Source organism: Arthrobacter sp. NPDC055138 (genome assembly GCF_053607305.1).
This window is the reverse complement of sequence record NZ_JBSGTH010000005.1, coordinates 86518-108988: the sequence shown is the minus strand read 5'-3', so window position 1 is coordinate 108988 and position 22471 is coordinate 86518. Positions and strand designations below refer to the sequence as shown.

Annotated in this window: 21 protein-coding genes; 17 read left to right on the top strand and 4 right to left on the bottom strand. The window is 67.2% G+C overall.

The annotated features are described in order from the left end of the window. Positions 1-16 precede the first annotated feature (16 nt). The 8 genes from ACWF5H_RS13595 (at position 17) to murA (ending at position 7716) form a co-directional block, all read left to right on the top strand. Positions 17-565 carry a F0F1 ATP synthase subunit B gene (locus tag ACWF5H_RS13595; protein ID WP_364648633.1) on the top strand — a complete coding sequence of 183 codons (549 nt, stop codon included), beginning with the start codon at positions 17-19 and terminating at the stop codon, positions 563-565. Continuing rightward, positions 565-1380: a F0F1 ATP synthase subunit delta gene (locus tag ACWF5H_RS13590; protein ID WP_452037479.1), complete on the top strand. Its 816-nt coding sequence runs from the start codon at positions 565-567 to the stop codon at positions 1378-1380. Before ACWF5H_RS13595 ends, ACWF5H_RS13590 begins: the two co-directional genes overlap by 1 nt. Before the next feature lie 104 nt (positions 1381-1484). Next, the gene (atpA, locus tag ACWF5H_RS13585) at positions 1485-3122 is read left to right on the top strand and encodes a F0F1 ATP synthase subunit alpha (RefSeq protein ID WP_364648640.1); all 1638 of its coding nucleotides are present in this window, start codon (positions 1485-1487) and stop codon (positions 3120-3122) included. A gap of 71 nt (positions 3123-3193) precedes the next feature. Next, positions 3194-4087: a F0F1 ATP synthase subunit gamma gene (locus ACWF5H_RS13580; RefSeq protein WP_364648643.1), complete on the top strand. Its 894-nt coding sequence runs from the start codon at positions 3194-3196 to the stop codon at positions 4085-4087. A 59-nt stretch (positions 4088-4146) separates the two neighbouring features. After that, entirely contained in the window at positions 4147-5610 is a 1464-nt protein-coding gene (atpD, locus tag ACWF5H_RS13575; RefSeq protein ID WP_353917296.1) for a F0F1 ATP synthase subunit beta, read from the top strand. A 5-nt stretch (positions 5611-5615) separates the two neighbouring features. After that, positions 5616-5909 carry a F0F1 ATP synthase subunit epsilon gene (locus ACWF5H_RS13570; protein WP_241915008.1) on the top strand — a complete coding sequence of 98 codons (294 nt, stop codon included), beginning with the start codon at positions 5616-5618 and terminating at the stop codon, positions 5907-5909. A 6-nt stretch (positions 5910-5915) separates the two neighbouring features. Continuing rightward, a complete protein-coding gene (locus ACWF5H_RS13565) occupies positions 5916-6347 on the top strand; it encodes a DUF2550 domain-containing protein (RefSeq protein WP_364648647.1) in 432 nt (143 codons plus the stop codon). Between the two features lie 88 nt (positions 6348-6435). Then, positions 6436-7716, top strand: coding sequence for a UDP-N-acetylglucosamine 1-carboxyvinyltransferase (murA, locus tag ACWF5H_RS13560; RefSeq protein WP_364648650.1), 1281 nt, complete (start codon positions 6436-6438; stop codon positions 7714-7716). Positions 7717-7804: 88 nt separating this feature from the next. Here the strand turns inward: murA and ACWF5H_RS13555 are convergent, their stop codons facing one another. The 3 genes from ACWF5H_RS13555 to nucS form a co-directional block, all read right to left on the bottom strand. Next, entirely contained in the window at positions 7805-8008 is a 204-nt protein-coding gene (locus ACWF5H_RS13555) for a cold-shock protein (RefSeq protein WP_136787594.1), read from the bottom strand. 262 nt (positions 8009-8270) lie between these two features. Further along, on the bottom strand, positions 8271-9494 hold the full coding sequence (locus ACWF5H_RS13550) for an N-acetylglucosamine-6-phosphate deacetylase (protein WP_452037478.1): 1224 nt from the start codon (positions 9492-9494) through the stop codon (positions 8271-8273). Between the two features lie 53 nt (positions 9495-9547). After that, positions 9548-10243: an endonuclease NucS gene (gene nucS / locus ACWF5H_RS13545; protein WP_364648657.1), complete on the bottom strand. Its 696-nt coding sequence runs from the start codon at positions 10241-10243 to the stop codon at positions 9548-9550. Between the two features lie 71 nt (positions 10244-10314). Between nucS and ACWF5H_RS13540 the strand changes: the two genes are divergently transcribed. Next, positions 10315-10641: a hypothetical protein gene (locus ACWF5H_RS13540; RefSeq protein ID WP_127511466.1), complete on the top strand. Its 327-nt coding sequence runs from the start codon at positions 10315-10317 to the stop codon at positions 10639-10641. Positions 10642-10649: 8 nt separating this feature from the next. Here ACWF5H_RS13540 and ACWF5H_RS13535 read toward each other — a convergent pair whose 3' ends face one another. Continuing rightward, positions 10650-11957 carry an AI-2E family transporter gene (locus ACWF5H_RS13535; RefSeq protein ID WP_452037476.1) on the bottom strand — a complete coding sequence of 436 codons (1308 nt, stop codon included), beginning with the start codon at positions 11955-11957 and terminating at the stop codon, positions 10650-10652. Positions 11958-12269: 312 nt separating this feature from the next. Between ACWF5H_RS13535 and ACWF5H_RS13530 the strand changes: the two genes are divergently transcribed. The 8 genes from ACWF5H_RS13530 (at position 12270) to ACWF5H_RS13495 (ending at position 22423) form a co-directional block, all read left to right on the top strand. Next, positions 12270-14060, top strand: coding sequence for a hypothetical protein (locus ACWF5H_RS13530; RefSeq protein WP_452037474.1), 1791 nt, complete (start codon positions 12270-12272; stop codon positions 14058-14060). Between the two features lie 90 nt (positions 14061-14150). Continuing rightward, a complete protein-coding gene (locus tag ACWF5H_RS13525; RefSeq protein ID WP_452037473.1) occupies positions 14151-15110 on the top strand; it encodes a tetratricopeptide repeat protein in 960 nt (319 codons plus the stop codon). Next, positions 15111-16223 carry an NADH:flavin oxidoreductase/NADH oxidase gene (locus ACWF5H_RS13520; protein ID WP_452037472.1) on the top strand — a complete coding sequence of 371 codons (1113 nt, stop codon included), beginning with the start codon at positions 15111-15113 and terminating at the stop codon, positions 16221-16223. A 48-nt stretch (positions 16224-16271) separates the two neighbouring features. Further along, the gene (locus ACWF5H_RS13515) at positions 16272-17171 is read left to right on the top strand and encodes an ATP-binding cassette domain-containing protein (protein ID WP_452037471.1); all 900 of its coding nucleotides are present in this window, start codon (positions 16272-16274) and stop codon (positions 17169-17171) included. Next, on the top strand, positions 17153-18724 hold the full coding sequence (locus ACWF5H_RS13510; RefSeq protein ID WP_452037470.1) for a transporter: 1572 nt from the start codon (positions 17153-17155) through the stop codon (positions 18722-18724). Before ACWF5H_RS13515 ends, ACWF5H_RS13510 begins: the two co-directional genes overlap by 19 nt. Positions 18725-18806: 82 nt before the next feature. Further along, positions 18807-19124, top strand: a complete 318-nt coding sequence (locus ACWF5H_RS13505) for a DUF3039 domain-containing protein (protein ID WP_364648672.1) — start codon at positions 18807-18809, stop codon at positions 19122-19124. An 84-nt stretch (positions 19125-19208) separates the two neighbouring features. Continuing rightward, the gene (locus ACWF5H_RS13500; protein WP_452037469.1) at positions 19209-20639 is read left to right on the top strand and encodes an MFS transporter; all 1431 of its coding nucleotides are present in this window, start codon (positions 19209-19211) and stop codon (positions 20637-20639) included. Continuing rightward, positions 20636-22423, top strand: coding sequence for a DEAD/DEAH box helicase (locus ACWF5H_RS13495; RefSeq protein ID WP_364648677.1), 1788 nt, complete (start codon positions 20636-20638; stop codon positions 22421-22423). The genes ACWF5H_RS13500 and ACWF5H_RS13495 overlap by 4 nt, the downstream gene beginning before the upstream one ends. The last annotated feature ends 48 nt before the right edge of the window (positions 22424-22471 follow it).

The window sequence follows — 22471 nt, the reverse complement described above, 5'->3', positions numbered from 1 at the left end:
ATAGGACGGGTGAGATATGAATCAGGCAATGATCCTCGCCGCCGCGGAGGGTGCTAACCCTCTGATCCCTAACGTCTGGGAAATCCTCGTCACGCTGATCGGCTTCGCGATCCTTATGTACATCGTCGCCAAGTTCGTCGTTCCGGCGTTTGAGAAGACGTTTGCAGAGCGGACCGAGGCCATCGAGGGCGGGATCGCCAAGGCGGAGGCGGCCCAGGCTGAAGCCAGTGCTGCTCTGGACGAGTACAAGCAGCAGCTGACTGAGGCCCGTACGGAAGCCAACCGCATCCGTGAGGAAGCACGCGCCGAAGGCGCCCAGATCCTTGCGGAGCTGAAGGAAAAGGCGCAGTCCGAAGCCGCACGCATCAGCGAGCAGGCCCAGGTGCAGATTGACGCCGAGCGTCAGGCTGCCGTGACATCGCTGCGCAGCGAGGTCGGATCCTTGGCGACCGAACTGGCTGGCAAGATCGTCGGCGAAGCGCTGAACGATGACGAGCGTTCTGCGCGCGTCGTGGACCGCTTCCTCGCCGACCTTGAGTCCCAGAGTGCAGGTGCTGCTAAATAATGGCCGGTGTATCGAGCGAGTCGCTGAAAGCGGCACTGCAGGAGCTGGAAGCTAAGCTTCCGACCGCTTCGCTGTCCCTGGCCGAGGAACTCTTCGGGGTCCTGGGCTTGTTGGACAGCAATGCCGGACTGCGCCGTGCCCTGACCGATCCGTCGCGGGACAGCAAAGAGAAGGCCGCCATGTTCGGCCGTCTCCTCGAGGGGAAGGTCTCGGCGGAAGCCCGGGACATCGTCACCTCGCTGGCTGCCTCGCGTTGGGCCTCTGCGCGCGACATCGGGGACGCCTTGGAGACCCTGGCGGCCACCACTGCCGTCGCCGTTGCAGAGAACAATGGCCAGGGTGTTGACGGACTCGAAGGTCTGGAGCGCGACCTGTTCGCGTTCAACCGCATTGTCGGGTCGGACCATGACCTGCAGCGTGCTTTGGTTGAGCCCCAGGCATCGGACGACGCCAAGACGGCACTGGCACTGCAGCTGGTGCCGGGTGCGGGTCCGGCAGCCCAGCTGCTGATCCGGCAGGCGGTGTCCGCCCCGCGCGGCATCAAGCCCACGGCACTAGTAGAACGGTTCGTCCAGCTGGTGGCCAAGCGCCAACAGCGCTGGATCGCGGAGGTCAGCGTTACCCGTCCGCTGACCAGCGAACAGGCGAGCCGCCTGCAGGCCGGCCTTGACCGGTTGTACGGCCGCGGACTGAAGATGAACGTCAACGTTGATCCGAGACTGGTTGGCGGCGTGCGGGTCATGGTCGGGGATGAGGTTGTGGATGCGTCCGTGATCTCCCGCCTGGCTGAACTCCGCAGGAATCTCTCGGTCTAGTTTCCGCACGGAGACACGGACCGGAAGCCTCACACAGACTGAATTACACACCGGTCATCGCGCACCACGCGATGATCACAAACACAGGAGAGCAGGGACTGCAGATGGCCGAATTGACCATCAACGCCGACGACGTCCGCAATGCGCTGAACGAGTTCGCGGCGTCCTATGAACCCGGAAGCGCCGAGCGGGTCGAAGTCGGCCACGTGACCACTGCCAGCGATGGCATCGCCCGCGTCGAGGGTCTTCCCTCGGTCATGGCGAACGAACTGCTGCGTTTCGAGAACGGCGTGCTGGGCCTGGCCCAGAACCTCGACACCCGCGAAATCGGCGTCGTGATCCTCGGCGACTTCACTGGCATCGAAGAAGGCATGGAAGTTCACCGCACCGGTGAGATCCTGTCCGTGCCGGTTGGCGACGCCTACCTGGGCCGCGTCGTGGACCCGCTGGGCCACCCGATCGACGACAAGGGCCCGATCGAGTCGACCGAGCGCCGTGCACTGGAGCTGCAGGCTCCGGGCGTTACCCAGCGTAAGTCCGTGCACGAGCCGCTGCAGACCGGCATGAAGGCCATCGACGCGATGATTCCGATCGGCCGCGGCCAGCGCCAGCTGATCATCGGTGACCGCCAGACCGGCAAGACCGCCATCGCAGTCGACGCCATCCTGAACCAGAAGGCCAACTGGGAATCCGGCGACGTCAGCAAGCAGGTCCGCTGCATCTACGTGGCGATCGGCCAGAAGGCATCGACCATCGCCGCCGTCCGCCAGACCCTGGAAGACAAGGGCGCGCTGGAGTACACCACCATCGTGGCGTCGCCCGCGTCCGACCCGGCCGGCTTCAAGTACTTGGCTCCTTACGCCGGCTCGGCCATCGGCCAGCACTGGATGTACGGCGGCAAGCACGTTCTGATCATTTTTGATGATCTCTCCAAGCAGGCCGAAGCCTACCGCGCCGTGTCGCTGCTGCTGCGCCGCCCGCCGGGACGCGAGGCCTACCCGGGCGACGTGTTCTACCTGCACTCCCGCCTGCTGGAGCGTTGTGCCAAGCTCTCCGACGAGCTGGGCGCAGGCTCGATGACCGGCCTGCCGATCATTGAGACCAAGGCAAACGACGTCTCGGCCTACATTCCGACCAACGTCATCTCGATCACGGACGGCCAGATCTTCCTGCAGTCCGACCTGTTCAACGCCAACCAGCGTCCCGCCGTGGACGTCGGCGTGTCCGTCTCCCGCGTGGGTGGTGCGGCACAGGTCAAGGCGATGAAGAAGGTCTCCGGCACCCTGAAGCTGGACCTGGCCCAGTACCGCGACATGCAGGCATTCGCCATGTTCGCGTCGGACCTCGACGCGGCGTCGCGCCAGCAGCTGACCCGCGGTGCGCGGTTGATGGAACTGCTCAAGCAGGGCCAGTACACGCCGTACCCGGTCGAAGACCAGGTTGTCTCCATCTGGGCCGGTACCAACGGCTACCTGGACGATGTTCCGGTCGAGGACGTCACCCGCTTCGAGGCCGACTTCCTCTCGCACCTGAAGCACCGCAGTTCGGTGCTGACGACCATCGCGCAGACGAACCTGCTCGAGGACTCCACGGTGGACGAGTTGAAGTCGCAGATTGCCGACTTCAAGCAGGGCTTCTTCGGGGAGGGTGACAGCCGTCTGGTTGGCGCCGGCCGCGAAGAGTACGATGCCCTGGCCGAAGACGAAGTCGCCCAGGAACAGATCGTCAAGCAGAAGCGCTAATTCATCTTCGTTGATCGGGCGGGGCCACACCGCGGTCCCGCCCGGCCGCCGAGGACGAGGAAAGGAAGAGTATGGGAGCCCAGATTAGGGTCTACCGCCAGAAGATCGCATCGACTTCGTCGCTGCGGAAAATCTTCAAGGCGATGGAGCTGATCGCCGCCTCACGCATTGGCAAGGCCCGCAGCCGTGTCGCGGCTTCGATGCCGTACGCCAATGCGATCACCCGTGCCGTTTCTGCTGTGGCTTCGCAGTCCGAGATCGACCATCCGCTGACCACCGAGCCGGAGCAGATCCGCCGGGCCGCCGTGCTCGTGCTGACCTCCGACCGCGGTCTGGCGGGGTCGTACTCCGCGTCCGTGCTGAAGCAGGCCCAGTCCCTGACCGAACTGCTTCACGGAGAAGGCAAGGAAGTCCGCCACTACCTGGTCGGCCGCAAGGCGCAGGCCTACTTCGACTTCCGGAACATCCAGTACCAGCAGGTCTGGACGGGCGGCACGGACTCTCCGGAGTTCAGCACCGCCCGCGAGATCGGCGAGGAACTGCTCTCCGACTTCAACACGCCGTTCGAAGACGGTGGCGTGGACGAGATTCACATCGTCTACACCCGCTTCAAGTCCATGGTTGTCCAGGAGCCCGCGGTCATCCGACTGCTGCCCCTGGAGGTTGTGGAAGAAGAGGCCACCGAGGAGACCGACCTGCTGCCGCTGTACGAGTACGAGCCGGAGCCCGAACAGGTTCTGAACGCACTGCTGCCGCGCTACATCGAATCGCGTATCTTCGCGGCATTGCTGCAGGCTGCGGCCAGCGAGCTTGCCGCCCGCCAGCGAGCGATGAAGTCCGCAAGCGACAACGCCACGGACCTGATCGAGAAGTACACGCGTCTGCGCAATAACGCGCGTCAGGCAGAGATTACGCAGGAACTCACCGAGATTGTCGGTGGCGCGGACGCCCTGGCAGCGTCCTGATCAGTCCCTGCAGCAACAGCACACATAAACCACGCCATCGAAACTGAGAAGTGAGAAAGATGACTGCCCAAACCATCGAGCACGGAACCGGTTCCGTCGCTACGGGCGCTACCGGTCGTATCGCCCGTGTCATCGGCCCGGTTGTCGACGTCGAATTCCCGGCGGACGCAATCCCCGCAATGTACAACGCGCTCACCGCTGAGGTCACCCTCAACGGCGAGACCCGCACCATCACCTTCGAGACCTCGCAGCACCTGGGCGACAACCTGGTCCGCGCCATCTCGTTGCAGGCCACCGACGGCCTGGTCCGCGGCACCACGGTGCAGGACCTCGGCTCCCCGATCACCGTGCCCGTGGGCGACGGCGTCAAGGGCCACATCTTCAACGTCCTGGGCGAGCCGCTGGACGTCGAAGCCTCCCAGCTGGAGATCTCCGAGCGCTGGCCGATCCACCGCAAGGCGCCGAACTTCGCCGAGCTGGAAGGCTCCACCGAGATGCTGGAGACCGGCATCAAGGTGATCGACCTGCTGACCCCGTACATCAAGGGCGGCAAGATCGGCCTGTTCGGCGGCGCCGGCGTGGGCAAGACCGTGCTGATCCAGGAAATGATCACCCGTGTGGCCCGCAACTTCGGTGGTACTTCGGTATTCGCCGGTGTTGGCGAGCGTACCCGTGAGGGCAACGACCTCTGGGTGGAAATGGAAGAAGCCGGCGTGCTCAAGGACACCGCCTTGGTGTTCGGCCAGATGGATGAGCCGCCGGGAACGCGACTGCGCGTGGCCCTGTCTGCTCTGACCATGGCGGAGTACTTCCGCGATGTGCAGAAGCAGGACGTGCTGCTGTTCATCGACAACATCTTCCGGTTCACCCAGGCCGGTTCCGAGGTTTCCACGCTGCTGGGCCGTATGCCCTCCGCCGTGGGCTACCAGCCGAACCTGGCCGACGAGATGGGCGTGCTGCAGGAACGCATCACCTCCACCAAGGGACACTCGATCACCTCGATGCAGGCGATCTACGTTCCCGCGGATGACTACACCGACCCGGCTCCGGCGACCACCTTCGCCCACCTGGATGCGACCACGGAACTTTCCCGTGAAATCGCTTCGCGTGGCCTGTACCCGGCCGTGGATCCGCTGACCTCGACGTCGCGCATCCTGGATCCGCAGTACATCGGGCAGGACCACTACAACACCGCTGTGCGCGTGAAGCAGATCCTGCAGAAGAACAAGGAACTGCAGGACATCATTGCCATCCTCGGCATTGATGAACTGGGCGAAGAAGACAAGATCGTCGTCGCCCGCGCCCGCCGCATCCAGCAGTTCCTGTCGCAGAACACCTACACCGCCAAGCAGTTCACCGGCGTCGAGGGTTCCACGGTTTCGATCAAGGACACCGTGGAAGGCTTCAAGGCCATCTGCGACGGCGAGCTCGACCACATTGCCGAGCAGGCCTTCTTCAACGTGGGCGGCCTGGACGATGTTGAGCGCCAGTGGGCCAAGATCCAGGAACAGACCGGGAAGTAAGGCCTGTGGCTAATATTTCTGCTGAACTGGAAGTTGAGATTGTCGCCGCGGACCACTTCGTGTGGTCCGGCCAGGCAACAATGGTCAAGGCGCGGACCAGCGACGGCGAAATCGGGATCCTGCCCGGGCACACCCCGGTGCTGGCAGTCCTGGCCGCCGGCGAGCTGGCCATCGAGCCTGTCTCTGGTGACCGCATCACCGTGAATGTCGACGGCGGGTTCTTCTCCGTGGACAGCAACCGGGTTGTCATCGTCGCAGACAATGCGACGGTTGGCGACGAGGCCACGGCGACCCGCTAGCCGCCGGTGAACGGTCTCGACATCACGTTCGCCATTCTGGCCGCAGTCTTCCTGCTGCTGGTGTTGGCACTGATTGCCTTCGGAGTGCGCCGCTATCAACTGCGGCGCACTCTGGGCACCTTCGACGCCTCCATCGCCATGCTGCCCGGCAGCTGGCAGATGGGGGTTTGTCGTTACACGGACACCCATTTGGAATGGTTGCGCCTGCTGTCGTTGAGTCCCAAGCCGCGCTACAGGTTCCGGCGCAGCTCGCTGGAACTGCAGGGATGGCGGCAGCCGACCGAAGCGGAACGGGCAAAGATCCAGCCCGGTGCGATCATCGTGATGCTGACTCATGAAAAACAGGATCTGTCGATGGCGATGACGTTCGACGTCTACGCAGGTCTCTCGTCTTGGCTCGAAGCCGGGCCGGTGATCGGCATCGGCACCTGGCGCTAGTCCTGGATGTGGCGGCGCGGTTCCCCAGGGAGCCGCGCCGTCAGCCGTTTAACCAGCACAGCCGTGCCACAACCGTAGGATGGAATGCATGGATGAGGTGATCGTGGTGCGCGGGCCCAGCACGCTCAATGGGCGGGTGGAGGTCTCGGGCGCCAAAAACAGCGTCTTGAAGCTGATGGCGGCGGTGCTGCTGGCCGAGGGTCGTTCCACCATCACCAACGTGCCCGATATCCAGGACGTCTGGATCATGTCCGAACTGCTCCGCCGGCTCGGTTGCGCGGTGGACTACGACGTCGACGCCGCCAGCGTCCACATCGACGTGCCGGCCGCGCCGGCGCACCAAGCCGACTACGACCTGGTCCGCGCCATGCGGGCGTCCATTTCCGTGCTGGGCCCGCTGGTGGCCCGCTGCCGCCAGGCCGAGGTGGCGCTGCCCGGGGGAGACGCCATCGGCAGCCGCGGGCTGGACATGCACCGGGCGGGGCTGGAGCAAATGGGCGCGCGGATCAGCATCGACCACGGTTATCTGGTGGCCAGGGCGCCGGACGGACTGCACGGTGCCCACCACCGGCTGCCGTATCCGTCGGTGGGGGCTACGGAAAACCTGATGATGGCGGCAACGCTGGCCCGGGGAGTGACGGTGATCGACAATGCCGCCCGGGAACCGGAGATTACGGACATAGCCGACCTGCTGGTTTCCATGGGCGCGCGGATCGAAGGGATCGGTTCGCCGACTCTGGTGGTCACAGGCGTCGAGAGCCTGCACCCGGTGCGCCATAGCACCGTCCCGGACCGCATCGTTGCCGGCACCTGGGCTTTTGCCGCTGCCATCACAGGCGGAACCGTGGACGTGGCCGAGTCCAATCCGGGCCATCTGGCGGTGGTGCTGGACAAGCTGGCGCAGGCCGGCTGCCGGATCACCCGCCGGGATGACGGCTTCACGGTGGAAGGACCCGAGCGTCCGGACCCGATCAACGTTTCCACGCTGCCGTATCCCGGGTTCCCCACGGACCTGCAACCGTTCGTCGTCGCCTTGAACGCCGTAGCCAACGGGCACGGAATGGTGACGGAAAACGTCTTCGAAGCGCGCTGGGGCTTTACCTCCGAACTGTCCCGGCTGGGCGCCGTGGTGAGGCTGGACGGGCACCATGCACTGATTAAAGGCGTGTCGCAGCTCTCCGGCGCGCCGGTCGAGGCCAACGACATCCGGGCGGGGGCAGCACTGGTGATCGCGGGGCTGGTGGCGGAAGGGACCACCGAGGTGCACGGCGTGGAGCACATCGACCGCGGCTACGAGCGGTTCGACGAGCGGCTGCGGGCCCTGGGCGGAGACGTGGTTCGGCTGGGACCGCCGAAGTTGCCAGCCTGACACCGGAAACAGCAGAACCCCTCCGGATTCCTCCGGAGGGGTTCTGCTGGCATTGCGCTGCCGTGGGCTGCGCGGTGCTGAAGCGAAACTAGATGACAGTGACGCCGGTGGCCTGCGGGCCCTTGGCTCCCTGGCCGATCTCGAAGCTCACACGCTGGTTTTCATCAAGCGTCTTGAAGCCGCCCGACTGGATCTCAGAGTAGTGAACGAAGACATCTCCGTCTGCCTCATCCGGAGTGATGAAGCCGAAGCCCTTTTCCGCGTTAAACCACTTGACGGTCCCCTGTGCCATTTAAATCTCCTCATCGTGGAACAGAATCAAGCCGGTACACCTCGTACCAACCCGGTTACTCCGTGGAAGATCCAAACAACATGGCCATCGGGCCGGACGCTGAGGAGCTTCACACTCGCAACATGTCTTGCGAGCATGAAAAACTCACCTACACAAAGACTGAGTTAAGCATCACATAAGCAACATGGGCGGTCAACGGTACAAAGGGCGATTCAATCTAATATTAAGGAAGAGTTCGATTCGTGGTGAAACCCACCGTGGGTCAGCCCGGCAGCGCATCCAGCCAGCGGCCCCCGCGTAATACCGCGGTCAAGGCCAACTCTCCGGTGGTCACCAGCAGATCGGCCCTGAAGCCGGGGGACAGTGCGCCGGCCTCCTCCGCGAGTCCCAGCACCCCGGCCGGAACAGCGGAGGCGGAGGAGACGGCGGTTTCCAGCGGGACTCCTGCGGCGACCGCACCGCGCACGCAGTCCAGGAGAGTGGCCGTACCGCCCGCCAAAGCGCCGCTGGCGGCCACCCGGGCAACGCCGCCGCTGACGCTCACATCATTGGCGCCCAGCAGGTACCCGCCGTCGCCCAGTCCGGTCGCCGCCATCCCGTCGGACACGAGCAAGACGTTGGCGCCGCCCACCAGATCGAAAACGGTCAGCACGGTCTCCGGGTCCAGATGGATGCCGTCCGCAATGAGTTCGACGGCGGCGCGCCCCGCCGAGGCGGCGCGCAAGCAGGCTGCCGCGGCGCCGGGGGAGCGGTGGTGCAGGGGCGGCATCGCGTTGAACAAGTGCGTGACGAGCGGCCGCCGGGCCTCCAGGCCGGCCTGCGCCAGGCCCTCCGCCGCGCGCACCAGTGAGCCGGCAGCCGTCGCGGAATCGGCGTCGGTATGCCCGAGGGACGGGGTCACGCCGAGCGCCGTGAGCAGATCAACCAGTTCGTCGGCACCGTCCAGCTCCGGGGCATAGGTCATCGAGACCAGCTGCCCGCCGGCGGCCTGCACCAGTCCGGCGGCGAAAACGGTGTCCGGTGCGAGCAGATAGTCGGCGTTCTGCGCTCCGCGGCGGGCTGGGGAGAGAAAGGGGCCTTCCGCGTGGACGCCGGCGAGCACGCCCTCGCGGGACAGTTCCCCCAGCAGCCGCACGGCCGCCAGCATGTTGTCTGGGGAACCGGCCATGGCGCTGGCCACCACGGTGGTGGTGCCGCTGCGATGCAGGAAGTCGGCCGCGCGCCGTGCGCCAGCCTCGTCCGCGGAGGAGAAGTCGCCGCCGTAGGCTCCGTGGCAGTGGGTGTCCACCAGCCCGGGCAGCAACAGGCTCTCCGCCGGCAGCTCCACCTGGTGCCAGCCAGCGGGATCGAAGCGTGAGGCGGGGCCGGCATAGCGGATCCGGCCGCCCGCAAAGGCGACCACACCGTCGTCGAGCGTGGTTCCTGACGAGACGATCCGGCCCCGGACGTACTGCTGTTGCGGGCCGGCCTGCCCGGGGGAACTCATGGTCCGATTCTAGGCCGGGTGCCGGCCCGGCAGCTGAAGGAGAGGCCGCCGGCTCAGAACAGGCGGGACTCGGCGTCGTCCACGCCGCGCATTTCGTCGTAGTCCAGGGTCAGGCAGGCGATGCCGCGGTCGGTGGCGAGCACCCGTGCCTGCGGCTTGATCTGCTGCGCGGCGAAAATCCCCTTGACCGGAGCCAGCAGCGGATCACGGTTGAGCAGTTCCAGGTACCGGGTCAGTTGTTCCACGCCGTCGATGTCGCCGCGCCGCTTGAGCTCGACGGCCACGGTGCCGCCGTCGGCGTTGCGGGCAAGGATATCTACCGGGCCGATCGCCGTCATGTATTCGCGCCGCACCAGCGTGTGGCCGGGTCCGAGGCGGTGGATCTGCTCGGCCAGCAGGCGCTGCAGGTCGGCCTCCACGCCGTCCTTGACCAGCCCCGGGTCCACGCCCAGGTCGTGGCTGTACTCGTGCAGGTGCTCGTGGATGCTGATCACCAGGCGGTCATCGCTCTTGGCATGCTGGACGTGCCAGACTTCCTGGACCCCGGACTCGGCATCGTCGGTCTCCGGTTCGGCAACCCGCAGCGTGGCCGGCGGGCTCATCCAGTTGAGCGGCTTATAGGAACCGCCGTCGGAATGGATCAGGACGGAGCCGTCCGCTTTCACCATGAGCAGCCGGGTGGCCAGCGGAAGGTGGGCGCGGAGGCGGCCAATGTAATCAACGGAGCAACGGGCAATGACAAGACGCACAGTAGGCCACTTTACCTTCTGCCCGGTGGGTGGTTCGGCCCGGGCCGCGGCGGTGGGGCAGAATGGATGGCATGCCCCGATCCAACCGTCCGCGCCGCCGTTCGGGGACGGGCAGCAGCAAGTGGACGCGGGAAAGCGAACTCGATCTGGACCGCGCCCGCGCCGGCATCCCCGAGCGCCAGAACGCCCCCGACGGCGAATGGAACGTCCGGCGGATCACCGGCTCGAATGCCGCCAAGGACTACACCTGCCCCGGCTGCCACCGGACGATCGGTCCCGGAATCGAACATCTGGTGGCCTGGCGAGCCGATTCCTTGTTCGGCGGCGAAACGGCGCTGGCCGAGCGGCGGCACTGGCACCCGCGCTGCTGGCAGACCCGCAGCTTCCGTTACCGCTGAGCGGTGAGTCAGTTGCGGTCCTGCCGCACAATAAAGACGTCCTTCAGCAGTAACATCACCGACGCTGCAACCGGAATCGCCATCAGCGCGCCCAAGACCCCGAGCAGCGAACCGCCGGCAATCACGGCGATCACGGCCACGGCCCCGGGAACCGCAACGGCCCGCTGCATCACACGCGGCGACACGAAATAGGCCTCGATCTGCAGGTAGGCAAAATAAATCACGGCGAACAACGCCGCCGTCTGCCAGCTCACGGTCAGGGCCACCAGCGAGACGAGCGCACCGGCAATCACCGCACCGATCAGCGGGATGAAGGCCAGCAAGGCGACGACGAACGTCAGCAACGCGGTGAACGGCACCTGGGCAATGGACATGGCTATGAAGGCCACCGTGGCGTTGATCAATGCCACACAGGCCTGACCGATCACGTAGCTGCCCACGCTGCTGCTGATCTCTTCGGACAAGCGCTGAACGTGCTGGCGCTTGGACCGCGGTGCCAGCCGGTAGGCCCAAATCTTCAGGGCCGGAAGCGACGCCAGGAAGTACAACGTCAGCACCAGCACGATCAGCGCGCCGAAGGCACCTTGGAGGACGGCGCTGCCGACGCCCAAGACACCGCCGAAAATACCGGTGACGTTCTCGGAATTGGCAAAGAACTTGGCCAGTTCCACATCTATGCGCTCACGGACCTGAAACTGTTCATCGATGCTCTGGAAGAACGCCGAGTTCAGGAAGTTGTCGACATAGCGGGGGGCGTTCGCCACGATCTGGGTGGTCTGGTTGACGATGGTCGGGATCAGCGTGGAGATAAAGGCGGCGACCAGCCCGGCCAGGATCAGCACCACAATGATGACGCCGGCCGGACGCGGCAGCCCCTTGCGTTCCAGCCAGCGGACGATCGGATCGAGCCCGAGGGCAATGAACAGCGCCGCCGCAATCCAGGCCAGCAGTCCACCGACGTTGGTGAGCACGAAGTAGAGCAGCAGGGCGAAACCGACGCCTACCGTAGCCATGAAACCGAAATGGATCGGATGCCGCGCGGCGGACAAGTCTGTGCTGGCCTGTTCAGGGCGTGCAGCAGACGGGCCATCTCCCTCGGGCGGCATCTCGAACCGGATGCGCGGCCTGGCCCGGGGCATGGACGCCCCGATGCGCCCGAGAGCACCCAGGACCGCACGCTGCCGTGCCGCCGAGATCGGCGCGGACTCCGGTGTTCCGGCCGCTGGTTCGCCCGATGAAGTGGCCGCGGCTCGAGCGCCGTCGGCGTCCTCTTCGTTGCCCGCGCCGGGCATCGGACCGTCCCGGTGTTCGTTCACGCAGCATCCTCACTTCCGCCTGCAGCCGCTGAAGCTACGGGCGGGCGCTTTGTCACGCGGTAGGCAGCAACGGCGCAGGATGCGGTCAATTCTGAGCGAAAGACTACCAGCATGGCGGTGCTCTGCAGCGGATGTGGCCAGCGGGCGGGGGCTGCGTCGGACCCGCTGGGAACCCGGCTTTGCGTGGACCGCGAGGCGGTTCGTTACCATAGGGTTATAAAGTTTAACCGACGCCGGGCAACCGCTCCGGTCCTTGAGGCTTGGGCGGACCTGCAGCCCTTCCTTCCTGCACGATCGACGATTGGTATTTTTGTGCGTTTCAAGATTTCCGTGGCCCTGATGGTGATCGGGTTGTTGGCCATCGCGCTGGGCATCGCCCAGCGCACGGTGTGGGCCCCGCCCGAGCGGGCATCCGCCAGCTACACGGCTGACTCCACCGCGCCGGTGACCGTCATTGACCCGGAAGTCTTTGGTGTTCATGAGGAAGAAGTGGACGTCTCTGTGGAGGCCGACGGCGACTTCCTGATGGCCATCGGCCGCGCCGGCGACGTCGACGCCTGGGTGGGCGAGGCAGCGCACACCTCCCTGACCGGGATCGAGGACGGCCAGCTGCAGGGCACCGTGACCGAGGGCGACGCCAAAGTGCCGAACCCGGCCGGATCGGACCTCTGGGTGAGCGAGGAGCAGGCCGAGGGCAGCATCGAGCACCGTTGGCTGGCCCCGGGCGACGGCGAGTGGTCCATCCTGCTGGCCGCCGACGGCAGCGAGCCGGCTCCGACCAACGTGACCGTGACCTGGCCGAACGACACGTCCGTTCCGTGGTCGCTTGCCCTGATCATCGTGGGCGCCCTGCTGGTGGTGCTGGGCGTGGCGATGGCCGTTGTGTCCCGCCGGCCGAACCGCCCGTCCGCAGGCGACGACTCGGCGGGCGACGACTCGGGTCCCCGCGGCGGAACCGGCAAGCGGGCTGTCGCCGGTCCGGCGACCGCGACACTGGCCAAGACGGACGCCGCCGTACCGACCGGCCGCGCTGATGAAGCGGCACCGGCCAAGCCCGGAACCGAGAGCCCGGAGGAGAGCTCCCGTACCTCCGGCCGCCGTTCCCTGATGGTGCGCCCCGCGCTTGGCCTGCGCGCCGCGGCGGCGGCGGGCACCGCCGTCGTGCTTGCCGCCGGCACAGTGCTGCCGGCGCAGGCAGCTGCCTCCCCGGAGGCTGAGGAAGCAGCAGGTTCCCCGGTGGTGATGGAGAGCCAGCTGACTCGGATTATGGATTCGGTGGCGGCTTCTGTTTCGAATGCCGACAAGGCGCGGGACGCCGGCAAGCTGGAGCCGCGGGTCGGCGGAGCGGCGCTGACTGTCCGCGAGGCCAACTACACGGTGCGGGCCGAAAACGGCAAGGCGCCTGCTCCGGTTCCGGTGGCCGCCGGACCGATTCTGGCCTCGATGGTCAGCACCAGTGCCGAGTGGCCGCGGACCGTGGTCACGGTGACCGAAGGCGAGGACAATCCGGTACCGCAGGTGATCGTGCTGACACAGCAGGATCCGCGATCGAACTACCGGATGATGGGTGCCATGCAGATGCTGCCGGGAACCACCTTCCCGCAGGTTTCCACCGAGAGCAGCGGTACGCCGGCCGTACCGCTGGATGCTGAAGACGGTCTGCTGTATTCGCCGCAGGCAGCCGTGAAGATGGTCGCCGAGAATCTGGACAGCGGCAAACACCAGAACAAGATTGGCAAGAACACGTTCTCCGACCAGATCCAGAAGATCCAAAAGGACCAGGTCAAATCCAACAAGAGTGCGGACATCTCCTTCCGCCGCAGCGTCGACAATAAATCGCTGAGCGCGCTGCGCACAGCCGACGGCGGTGCCGTGGTGTTCGGCCACATTAAGTCGGTGACCAGGAGCGTGCCGGCCGAAGCCGGCGCAACCGTGGAACTCTCGCCCGAGTTCGCGGCGCTGGCAGGGGAAGATTCCACCACCGAAGGCGTGGACGTGACCTACAGTGAAGCCGTCTTCCTGCGCGTGCCGCCCGCCGGCTCCGATGAAAAGCTCACCGTGGTCGGCGTGGCCCAGGGCCTGGTGGACGCGAAGCTGAAGTAGGGCCAAGCCCGGCCGGGGCAACCCGGCCGGGCGGCGTCGCTTTCCGCCCCGCAATTCCGGACGCACACCTAGACGTATTAGTGTGATGTTATGACCACTCCAACTCCAGAGCAGGGCCCCGCGCCGTCTTCCGTCAGCCTGCGCGGCGCCGTTGACCTGTCGGCGCTGAAAAGGCCGCAGCAGCCTGCTGGCGCTGCGCCGGCTGCCGGGGCGCCGGCAGCGGGCGACGGCGACACCGCAAGCTTCATCGTCGAGGTCAACGAGCAGAGCTTCCAGTCGCTCGTCCAACTCTCCGCCCAGGTCCCCGTGATCGTGGAGTTGACCGCAGCCTGGAGCGACCTGGCGCAGCAGCTGGCCTCCGCCTTGGCCGAGGTGACCAACGAATTTGCCGGCCGGTTTGTCCTGGCCCGGGTGGACGTCGACGCCAGCCCCGGCATCGCCCAGGCCTTCCAGCTGCAGAGCGTGCCCGCCGCCGTCGCGCTCTTGAAGGGGCAGCCGATCCCGCTGTTCCAAGGCGCGGCGTCCGCGGACGAATTGCGCCAGTTTGTTAACGAGCTGCTCAAGGTGGCACAAGCCAACGGCGTGACCGGCACCGCTCCGGGCGCGGCAGACGCTCCCGCCGAGGAGGAGAAACCGTTGCCGCCACTGCATCAGGAAGCCTTCGATGCCATCGAGGCCGGCGACTACACGCGGGCAGCGGCGGCCTACCGGAAGGCGCTGGCCGAACAGCCGGCCGACAACGAGGCCCGCACGGGGCTGTACCAGGTGCAGTTGCTGGAGCGGCTGCAGGGTGCCGATGCCAACGAGCTGCGCCGCGCCGCCGCCGACCAGACCGACGATTTGGCTGCCCAGCTGGCCGTAGCCGACCTGGACGTGTCCGGCGGGCATGTCGAGGACGCCTTTGCGCGCCTGGTCGGCTTCATCAGCCGGCATGGCGGAGACGAACGGGAAGCGGCCCGCGCGCGGCTGGTGGAACTGTTCGATGTGGTGGGCAGCTCCGACCCGCGGGTCTCGAAGGCACGCCAGGCCCTGGCGCGGGCGCTCTTCTAAATGGTGCAGGCTTCAGCCGGCGGCCTGTTCGAGCCGATGCGGCTGCGCGGACTGCAGTTGGCCCACCGCGGCTGGGTGGCCCCGATGTGCCAGTACTCGGTCCGCCGGGACGATGCGCCCGGAACGCCGAACGACTGGCACCTGATGCATCTGGGCCAGTTCGCAGCCGGTGGGGCGGCGCTGATTCTGACCGAGGCGACGGCGGTCAACGCCGTCGGCCGGATCAGCCCGCAGGACACGGGCATCTGGACCGACGCGCAGGCGCAGGAGTGGAGCCGGATCACGGAGTTTGTGCACCGCTACGGTTCGGCGGACACCAAAATCGGCGTCCAGTTGGCCCACGCCGGGCGCAAGGCGTCGACGTACGCGCCGTTTGCCCGCGAATCCGGTTCCGTACCGCACGCCGAGGGCGGTTGGCAGACCGTCGGTCCGACCACGGGGCCTTTCGGCCGCTACGCTGCGCCCGCGGCACTGGACGAAGCAGGCATCTTGCAGATTGTGGCCGACTTCCGCGACGCAGCGGTGCGTGCGGTCTGGGCGGGTTTCGACACTGTCGAGATCCACGGCGCCCACGGCTATCTGCTGCACCAGTTCCTGTCCCCGCTGGTCAACACCCGCACCGATGAGTGGGGCGGTTCGGCGGCCAACCGGGCGCGCCTGCTGCTGGCGGTGGTGGACGCGGTCCGCGGCGTGATCCCGGATGCCATGCCGCTGTTCCTGCGTGTCTCCGCCAGCGACTGGTCGGACGGAGGCCTGGAACCGGAAGCGGTGGCCGACGTCGTATCCCAGGCGGCCGCCCGCGGCGTGGACCTAGTGGACGTGTCCAGCGGCGGCGCGGTGCACGGCGTGAACATTCCGCTGGGCCCCGGCTACCAGGTGCCTTTCGCCGCAGCCATCCGCCGCCGGACCGGCGTCCGGACCGGTGCCGTCGGGCTCATCACCACGCCGGCGCAGGCCGACTCGGTTATCAGGGAGGGCTCGGCCGACGCCGTGCTGCTGGCGCGGGCGGCGCTGCGCCATCCGCACTGGTGGCAGCGCGCCGCCGTCGAACTGGGCCACGACCTGGCGTGGGCGCCGCAGTACGAACGTGCCGCCGTGGCGGAGAATTATTAGTCCTTGCGGATGATGTCCGCGTGGGCGCCGCGTTGTTAGCGTGGCAGTATGACTTCGCATCCATCACAGCCCCCGGTCCAGCAGCCGGACGACCAGAACCCCGGCCAGCCGCCGGCGCCTACCGGCGGCGCCGAGGCTCCAGCTCCGGCCTACGGGGCTGAGGCCCCCACATCCGCCTACGGCGCCCAGGCACCCCTTCCCGCCCTGGCCGTGCGCGGTCTGGCCAAGCGGTTCGGCGAGAAGATCGCCGTCAACGGCGTCAACCTGGACGTGCCGGCCGGGTCCTTCTACGGGCTGGTCGGCCCCAACGGCGCCGGCAAGACCACCTCGCTCTCCATGGCCACCGGGCTGCTCCGCCCCGACTATGGTCAGGTCTGGGTGCACGGCGTGGACGTCTGGGCCGAGCCGCTGAAAGCCAAGCGACTGATGGGCGTGCTGCCTGACGGCGTGCGGCTGTTCGACCGGCTGACCGGCGAGCAGCTGGTCACCTACGCCGGTTTGCTGCGCGGCATGGACCGGGAGACGGTGGCCGCACGCGTGCCCGACCTGCTCCGGGCGATGGACCTGACCAACGACGCCGGCACCCTGGTGGTGGACTATTCCGCCGGTATGACCAAGAAGATTGCGCTGGCCACGGCGCTGATCCATGCGCCCAAGCTGCTGGTGCTGGACGAACCGTTTGAGGCCGTGGATCCGGTCTCCGCCGCGAACATCCGCGACATCCTCCACGATTACGTGGCCTCCGGCGGAACGGTGATCGTCTCCAGCCACGTGATGGACCTTGTCCAGCGGATGTGCGACCACGTGGCGGTGATCGCCGGCGGCAACGTGCTGGCCGCCGGCACCGTGGACGAGGTCCGTGACGGTGCCAGCCTGGAAGAGCGGTTTGTCCAGCTGGTCGGCGGCCGGACCCAGTCGGAGGGGCTCGAGTGGTTGCGCACCTCGTAAGGCTGAAGCTGACGCTGCTGCGCAACGGCTTTAAACGCAGCCCATGGCAGCTGGTCGGCGTGATCCTGGGCGGGCTGTACGCCATCGGTGTGCTGGCACTGCTGATCTCCGGACTGTTCTTCCTCAGCTACACCGAGCCGGAGATGGCGCGCATGGTGGTGGTGCTGGGCGGATCCGCCGCCTTCCTGGGCTGGGCGCTGATCCCGATGATGGCCACCGGTGTGGACATGACACTGGACCCGGCCCGCTTCGTCACCTACGCCGTGCCCATGCGGCAATTGCTTTTGGGGCTCGCCATCGGCGGCCTCGTGGGCATCCCGGGCGTGGTGACCCTGGTGGCAGCGCTGGGGCATGCGGCCGCGTGGTGGCAGCACCCGGTTGCGCTCGTGGCCGCCGTACTGTGCGCGGTGATCGCCACGCTGACCTGCGTGGTGCTCTCCCGCGTGACCACGTCGGCGTCCACCACGCTGGCCAGCTCGCGCCGGTTCAAGGACATGAGCGGGGTCATCGGCATCATCCCGCTGGTGCTGCTGGGGCCCATCATGCTCGGCATCACCGAGGGCTTCCGCAGCTCGCAGGACTTTCTGCCGTCGCTCGCCGAGGGCCTGGCCTGGTCGCCGCTGGGCGCGGTCTGGGCGGTCCCGGGAGACCTGGCGCTGGGCAACTGGGGCGCCGCGGCGGCCCGGCTGCTGATCGCGGTGGCCTTCCTGGCCGTGATGGCCTGGCTGTGGAAGCTGAGCCTGGCCCGCGCGCTGGTGACCCCGCCGTACAACGCGGTGTCGCGCAAAGCGGGCGGCAAGCTGGGCTGGTTCTCCCGTATGCCCGCCACTCCGGCCGGAGCGGTGGCGGCGCGGGCGCTGATTTACTGGTTCAAGGATCCGCGCTATGGCGCGTCGCTGGTGTCCATTCCGCTCATCCCGGTGGCGGTCTTCTTCGGCCTCTCGCAGACCGGCGACTTCACCTTCATGCTCTGGCTCGGCCCGATGCTCGCCTTCCTGCTGTCCTTCGGCATTTCCGCAGACATCGCCTACGACAACACGGCGTTTGCGCTGCATGTCAGCACCGGCGTGAGCGGCCGGGACGACCGGATCGGGCGCGCCGTTGCCTGCGCGGTGATCGCCCTGCCGGCCACCGTGCTGCTGACCGTGCTGCCATTCGTCTTCATCGGCGAATGGCACCTGCTGGCCCCCGTTTCCGGGGTGGCGCTCGGAGTGCTGCTGACCGGGCTGGGGCTGTCCAGCGTGGTCTCGGCCCGGTACACCTACAACGTGCCGCTGCCCGGGGAGAGCCCGTTCAAGACGCCTCCGGGTTCGACCGCCCGGATGATGCTGGTCCAGCTTGGCGGCCTCGGCGTGCTGGTGCTGCTCTCGCTGCCGGAACTGGTGCTGGCGCTGATCGGCGTCTTTACCGGCGATCCGCTGTGGGGCTGGCTGGCCCTGCTGGTCGGCGTCCTGCTGGGCGCCGTGCTGCTGGTGGTTGGCATTGTGCTGGGCGGCCGCTGGTATGACCGCCGCACGCCGGAACTCCTCCAAGCTGTGGCGAAAAACAAATAGCAGGCAAACTCACCTGCCACGGCAGGCGAGGACGACGGCGGAGGCTGCCTCCGCCGTCGTCCGTCCTTTTCCAGGGGTTAAGATGGTTGGCATGAGTCTTCCCCCGGATCCTTTCGAAAACGACCCCCGCGCACCGCAGACCCCGGGCGGGTCCACCGCGACGATCGAGCGTGAAGAACTCCGCGAAGAGCTTGAGCCAGGCGACCGCGAACGCTTTGCGCATTATGTCCGCAAGGAAAAGATCATGGAGTCGGCGCTGTCCGGCGAACCAGTGATCGCCCTGTGCGGTAAGGTCTGGGTGCCCGGCCGCGACCCGAACAAGTTCCCCGTCTGCCCCGACTGCAAGGCCATTTACGAAGGCCTGCGCCCCGGCGGCGACGATTCCGGCAAGAAGAAGTAGCCGCTCCCACTTAACCGAAGCGGGCCCATTCGGCGCCCGCTTCGCTTTCGCCTGCCTGCAAAGAAAGTTAGCCCTGGTTCCTTGATGACCGAATCCACTGCCGTCCGCGCGCCCGGCGCCATGTCGGCTGCCTACCGGCCGCTGACGCTGGGCTTGCTGGCAGTGATCACGCTGGCGGCCTTCGAGGCAGTGGCGGTGGCTACGGCGATGCCGGTGGTGGCGGCGGATCTCGAGGGAAAGTCCGCCTACGGGCTGGCCTTCTCCATGTTCCTGACCGCCTCGCTGCTGGCCAGCGTGGTGGCGGGCGTCTGGTGCGACGCCAAAGGCCCGCGCCCGGCGCTTGGCGCGGGACTGGTGCTGATGGTGGCCGGTCTGGTGCTGTCCGGAGTCGCCGGAGAATTCTGGATTTTCACCGCCGGAAGGGCCGTGGCCGGGCTGGGCGGCGGCTTCGCCATTGTGGCCGTCTATGTGATCATCGGGCAGGTCTATCCGCAGCGGATGCAGCCGGTGGTGTTCGGCTGGCTGGCCGCGGCCTGGGTGGTGCCCTCGCTGGTAGGGCCGCTGGCCGCTGGCGTGGTCGCGGAGTACATTTCCTGGCGCCTGGTGTTCTACGGGGTGGCGCCCATCTTCCTGCTGGCCGTGCTGGTGATCTGGCCGCGGACCCGGAGCGTGGGCGCACCGGAGAACCCGACTACGGACCGGCGCGCCGGACGCCTGCAGGCGGTGCGCGGCCTGATGCTGGCCGGCGGCGTGTTCCTGGCCCAGTGGGCGCTGTTCGAAGCTGTTGCCGGCGGGCCCGCCTGGCAGCTGGTGCCGTTGTATGCGCTGGCGGCCGGGGGAGTGGTGTTGGCACTGGTGGCGCTGCCCAAGCTCATGCCGGCCGGCACCATGCGGCTGCGCCGGGGGCTGCCCAGTGTGATCGCCACCCGCGGACTGATCAACCTGGCGTTTTTTGGTGCCGAAGCATTCATCCCGCTGATGCTGGTGGCCGCGCACGGGATCTCACCCGCCACCGCAGGGCTGGCGCTGACGGCCGGCGCGGTCGGCTGGAGCATCGGCTCGTGGGTGCAGGCCCGCGTGCAGACCGCGCGGCACCGGATGCTGGTGGTCGGCTCCGGCATCCTGACCGCCTGCATGGGGCTGATGGCGCTGGTCTCGGCGCCGTCGGTGCCGCTCTGGGCGCTTATTGTGGTCTGGGCACTGGCCGGGTTCTCCATGGGGGTGGCGTTGTCCACCACCTCGGTGCTGGTGCTGCAGATGTCCGCTCCGGAAGAGCGGGGACGGAACTCCGCGTCACTGCAGCTGGCCGACCAGCTGGGCGGCGTGGTGGGCACCGCGGGAGCGGGAGCACTGTTTTCGCTGCTGCGCGATCCGGACAACCCCGGCGCGATCGGCGTCTACGTGGTGATCTGGCTGGTGCTGGCCGTGGTGGCCGCCGGCGGCATCGCCACCGGGTGGCGCAGCGCGGAACGGACGGAAGTTAGACAGGAACAACGGGAGGAGGCCACCGAATGAACAACGACACACTATTTGGCGCGGGACCGGTGCTGCCGCCGGCATACCCGGAGCGGGCCGCGTGGGGCACGGCGCCCAAGCTGCGCCAATGGCAGGCCGAGGCCCTGCAGAAGTACTTCGAGATGGCACCTCAGGACTTCCTCGCCGTGGCGACGCCCGGCGCCGGCAAGACGACGTTTGCGCTGCGCGCGGCCACCGAGCTGGTGGACCGCGGGCTCATCAACCGGATCACCATTGTGGCGCCGACCGACCACCTCAAGCGCCAGTGGGCGGACGCCGCCGCGCGGGTGGGCCTGGCCATTGACCCGAACTTCAAGAACTCCGACGGTTCGCACGGCCGCGACTTCATCGGCGTCGCCGTCACCTATGCGCAGGTGGCGATGAAACCGATGCTGCATAGGGCCAAGACCGAAGCGGCGAAGACGCTGGTGATCCTGGACGAAATCCACCACGGTGGCGACGCGCTCAGTTGGGGCGACGGCATCCGCGAGGCCTTCGAACCGGCCGTCCGCCGGCTGGCGCTGACCGGTACCCCGTTCCGCTCCGATACCGCGGCCATTCCGTTCGTGGAGTACGCCGAAGACAAGGACGGGATCCGCCGCTCGCGGGCCGACTACACCTACGGCTACGGCAGCGCGCTGCGCGACCATGTGGTGCGCCCGGTGATGTTCATGGCCTACTCCGGCGAAATGCGCTGGCGGACCAGCTCGGGGGAGGAATACGCGGCCTCGCTCGGTGAAGCCGCGGTGACCAAGGACATCACCGCGCAGGCGTGGCGGACGGCGTTGAATCCGCAGGGGCAGTGGATTCCGTCCGTGCTGGCCGCCGCCGACAAGCGGCTTACCGAGGTCCGCCGGGCCGTGCCCGACGCCGGCGGGCTGGTGATTGCCACCGACCACGACGACGCACGTGCCTACGCTGGCCAGCTGAAGAAGATCACCGGCGAATCAGCCACGATCATCCTCTCCGACGACGCCGGAGCCTCGGAGAAGATCGAGTCGTTCTCCGCCGGCGACAGCCGCTGGATGGTTGCCGTGCGCATGGTCTCCGAAGGCGTGGACGTCCCGCGGCTTTCGGTCGGCGTCTACGCCACGTCCACCGCCACGCCGCTGTTCTTCGCCCAGGCCGTGGGCCGCTTTGTGCGTGCCCGGAAGCGCGGCGAAACCGCGTCCGTCTTCCTGCCGTCGGTGCCGAACCTGATGGAACTGGCCAACCAGATGGAGCTGGAACGCGACCACGCGCTGGACCGGCCGGACAAGGACAACGACGAAGGCTTCATCCCCGAAGAGGCCCTGATGGAGCAGGCCAACCGGGAAGACAAGGCCTCCGACGAGCTGACCAAGCAGAAGTTCGAAGCCCTTGACTCCCAGGCCTCCTTTGACCGGGTCCTGTTCGACGGCGCCGAGTTCGGCACCGGCGGAGAGATCGGCAGCGAAGACGAACTGGACTTCCTGGGCATCCCCGGCCTGCTCGACGCCGAGCAAGTAGGCGTGCTGCTGCGCCAGCGCCAGCAGGAGCAGCAGACCCGCAAACGCCAGCGGGCCGGCGGAGCTGCCGCACCCGAGCCTGCGCCGGTCCTGGTGGACCACCGGCAGCTCACCGAATTGCGCAACCAACTGGCCAAGAACGTCTCCGCCTGGTCGGCCCGTTCGGGCATGCCGCACGGCGTGGTCCATTCGGAGCTGCGCCGGGTCTGCGGCGGTCCGGCCGTGGCCCAGGCCAACGAAGAGCAGCTGAACAAGCGGCTGAAGAAGCTCCAGGACTGGTTCATCGGCCGCAAATAACCACCCCCGGTGATCGACCAAAGGCGCTTGCGCCTGTGTGGAGATCCG

What these genes read in the sequence shown, in the direction of transcription:
- ACWF5H_RS13515 (WP_452037471.1), top strand. Translation starts at nt 16,272, where the DNA reads ATGACTTCGCATCCATCACAGCCCCCGGTCCAGCAGCCGGACGACCAG.
- atpA (WP_364648640.1), top strand. Translation starts at nt 1,485, where the DNA reads ATGGCCGAATTGACCATCAACGCCGACGACGTCCGCAATGCGCTGAAC.
- ACWF5H_RS13520 (WP_452037472.1), top strand. Translation starts at nt 15,111, where the DNA reads ATGGTGCAGGCTTCAGCCGGCGGCCTGTTCGAGCCGATGCGGCTGCGC.
- ACWF5H_RS13590 (WP_452037479.1), top strand. Translation starts at nt 565, where the DNA reads ATGGCCGGTGTATCGAGCGAGTCGCTGAAAGCGGCACTGCAGGAGCTG.
- ACWF5H_RS13495 (WP_364648677.1), top strand. Translation starts at nt 20,636, where the DNA reads ATGAACAACGACACACTATTTGGCGCGGGACCGGTGCTGCCGCCGGCA.
- ACWF5H_RS13580 (WP_364648643.1), top strand. Translation starts at nt 3,194, where the DNA reads ATGGGAGCCCAGATTAGGGTCTACCGCCAGAAGATCGCATCGACTTCG.
- atpD (WP_353917296.1), top strand. Translation starts at nt 4,147, where the DNA reads ATGACTGCCCAAACCATCGAGCACGGAACCGGTTCCGTCGCTACGGGC.
- ACWF5H_RS13500 (WP_452037469.1), top strand. Translation starts at nt 19,209, where the DNA reads ATGACCGAATCCACTGCCGTCCGCGCGCCCGGCGCCATGTCGGCTGCC.
- ACWF5H_RS13540 (WP_127511466.1), top strand. Translation starts at nt 10,315, where the DNA reads ATGCCCCGATCCAACCGTCCGCGCCGCCGTTCGGGGACGGGCAGCAGC.
- ACWF5H_RS13505 (WP_364648672.1), top strand. Translation starts at nt 18,807, where the DNA reads ATGGTTGGCATGAGTCTTCCCCCGGATCCTTTCGAAAACGACCCCCGC.
- ACWF5H_RS13550 (WP_452037478.1), bottom strand. Translation starts at nt 9,494, where the DNA reads ATGAGTTCCCCCGGGCAGGCCGGCCCGCAACAGCAGTACGTCCGGGGC.
- ACWF5H_RS13525 (WP_452037473.1), top strand. Translation starts at nt 14,151, where the DNA reads ATGACCACTCCAACTCCAGAGCAGGGCCCCGCGCCGTCTTCCGTCAGC.
- ACWF5H_RS13555 (WP_136787594.1), bottom strand. Translation starts at nt 8,008, where the DNA reads ATGGCACAGGGGACCGTCAAGTGGTTTAACGCGGAAAAGGGCTTCGGC.
- murA (WP_364648650.1), top strand. Translation starts at nt 6,436, where the DNA reads ATGGATGAGGTGATCGTGGTGCGCGGGCCCAGCACGCTCAATGGGCGG.
- ACWF5H_RS13595 (WP_364648633.1), top strand. Translation starts at nt 17, where the DNA reads ATGAATCAGGCAATGATCCTCGCCGCCGCGGAGGGTGCTAACCCTCTG.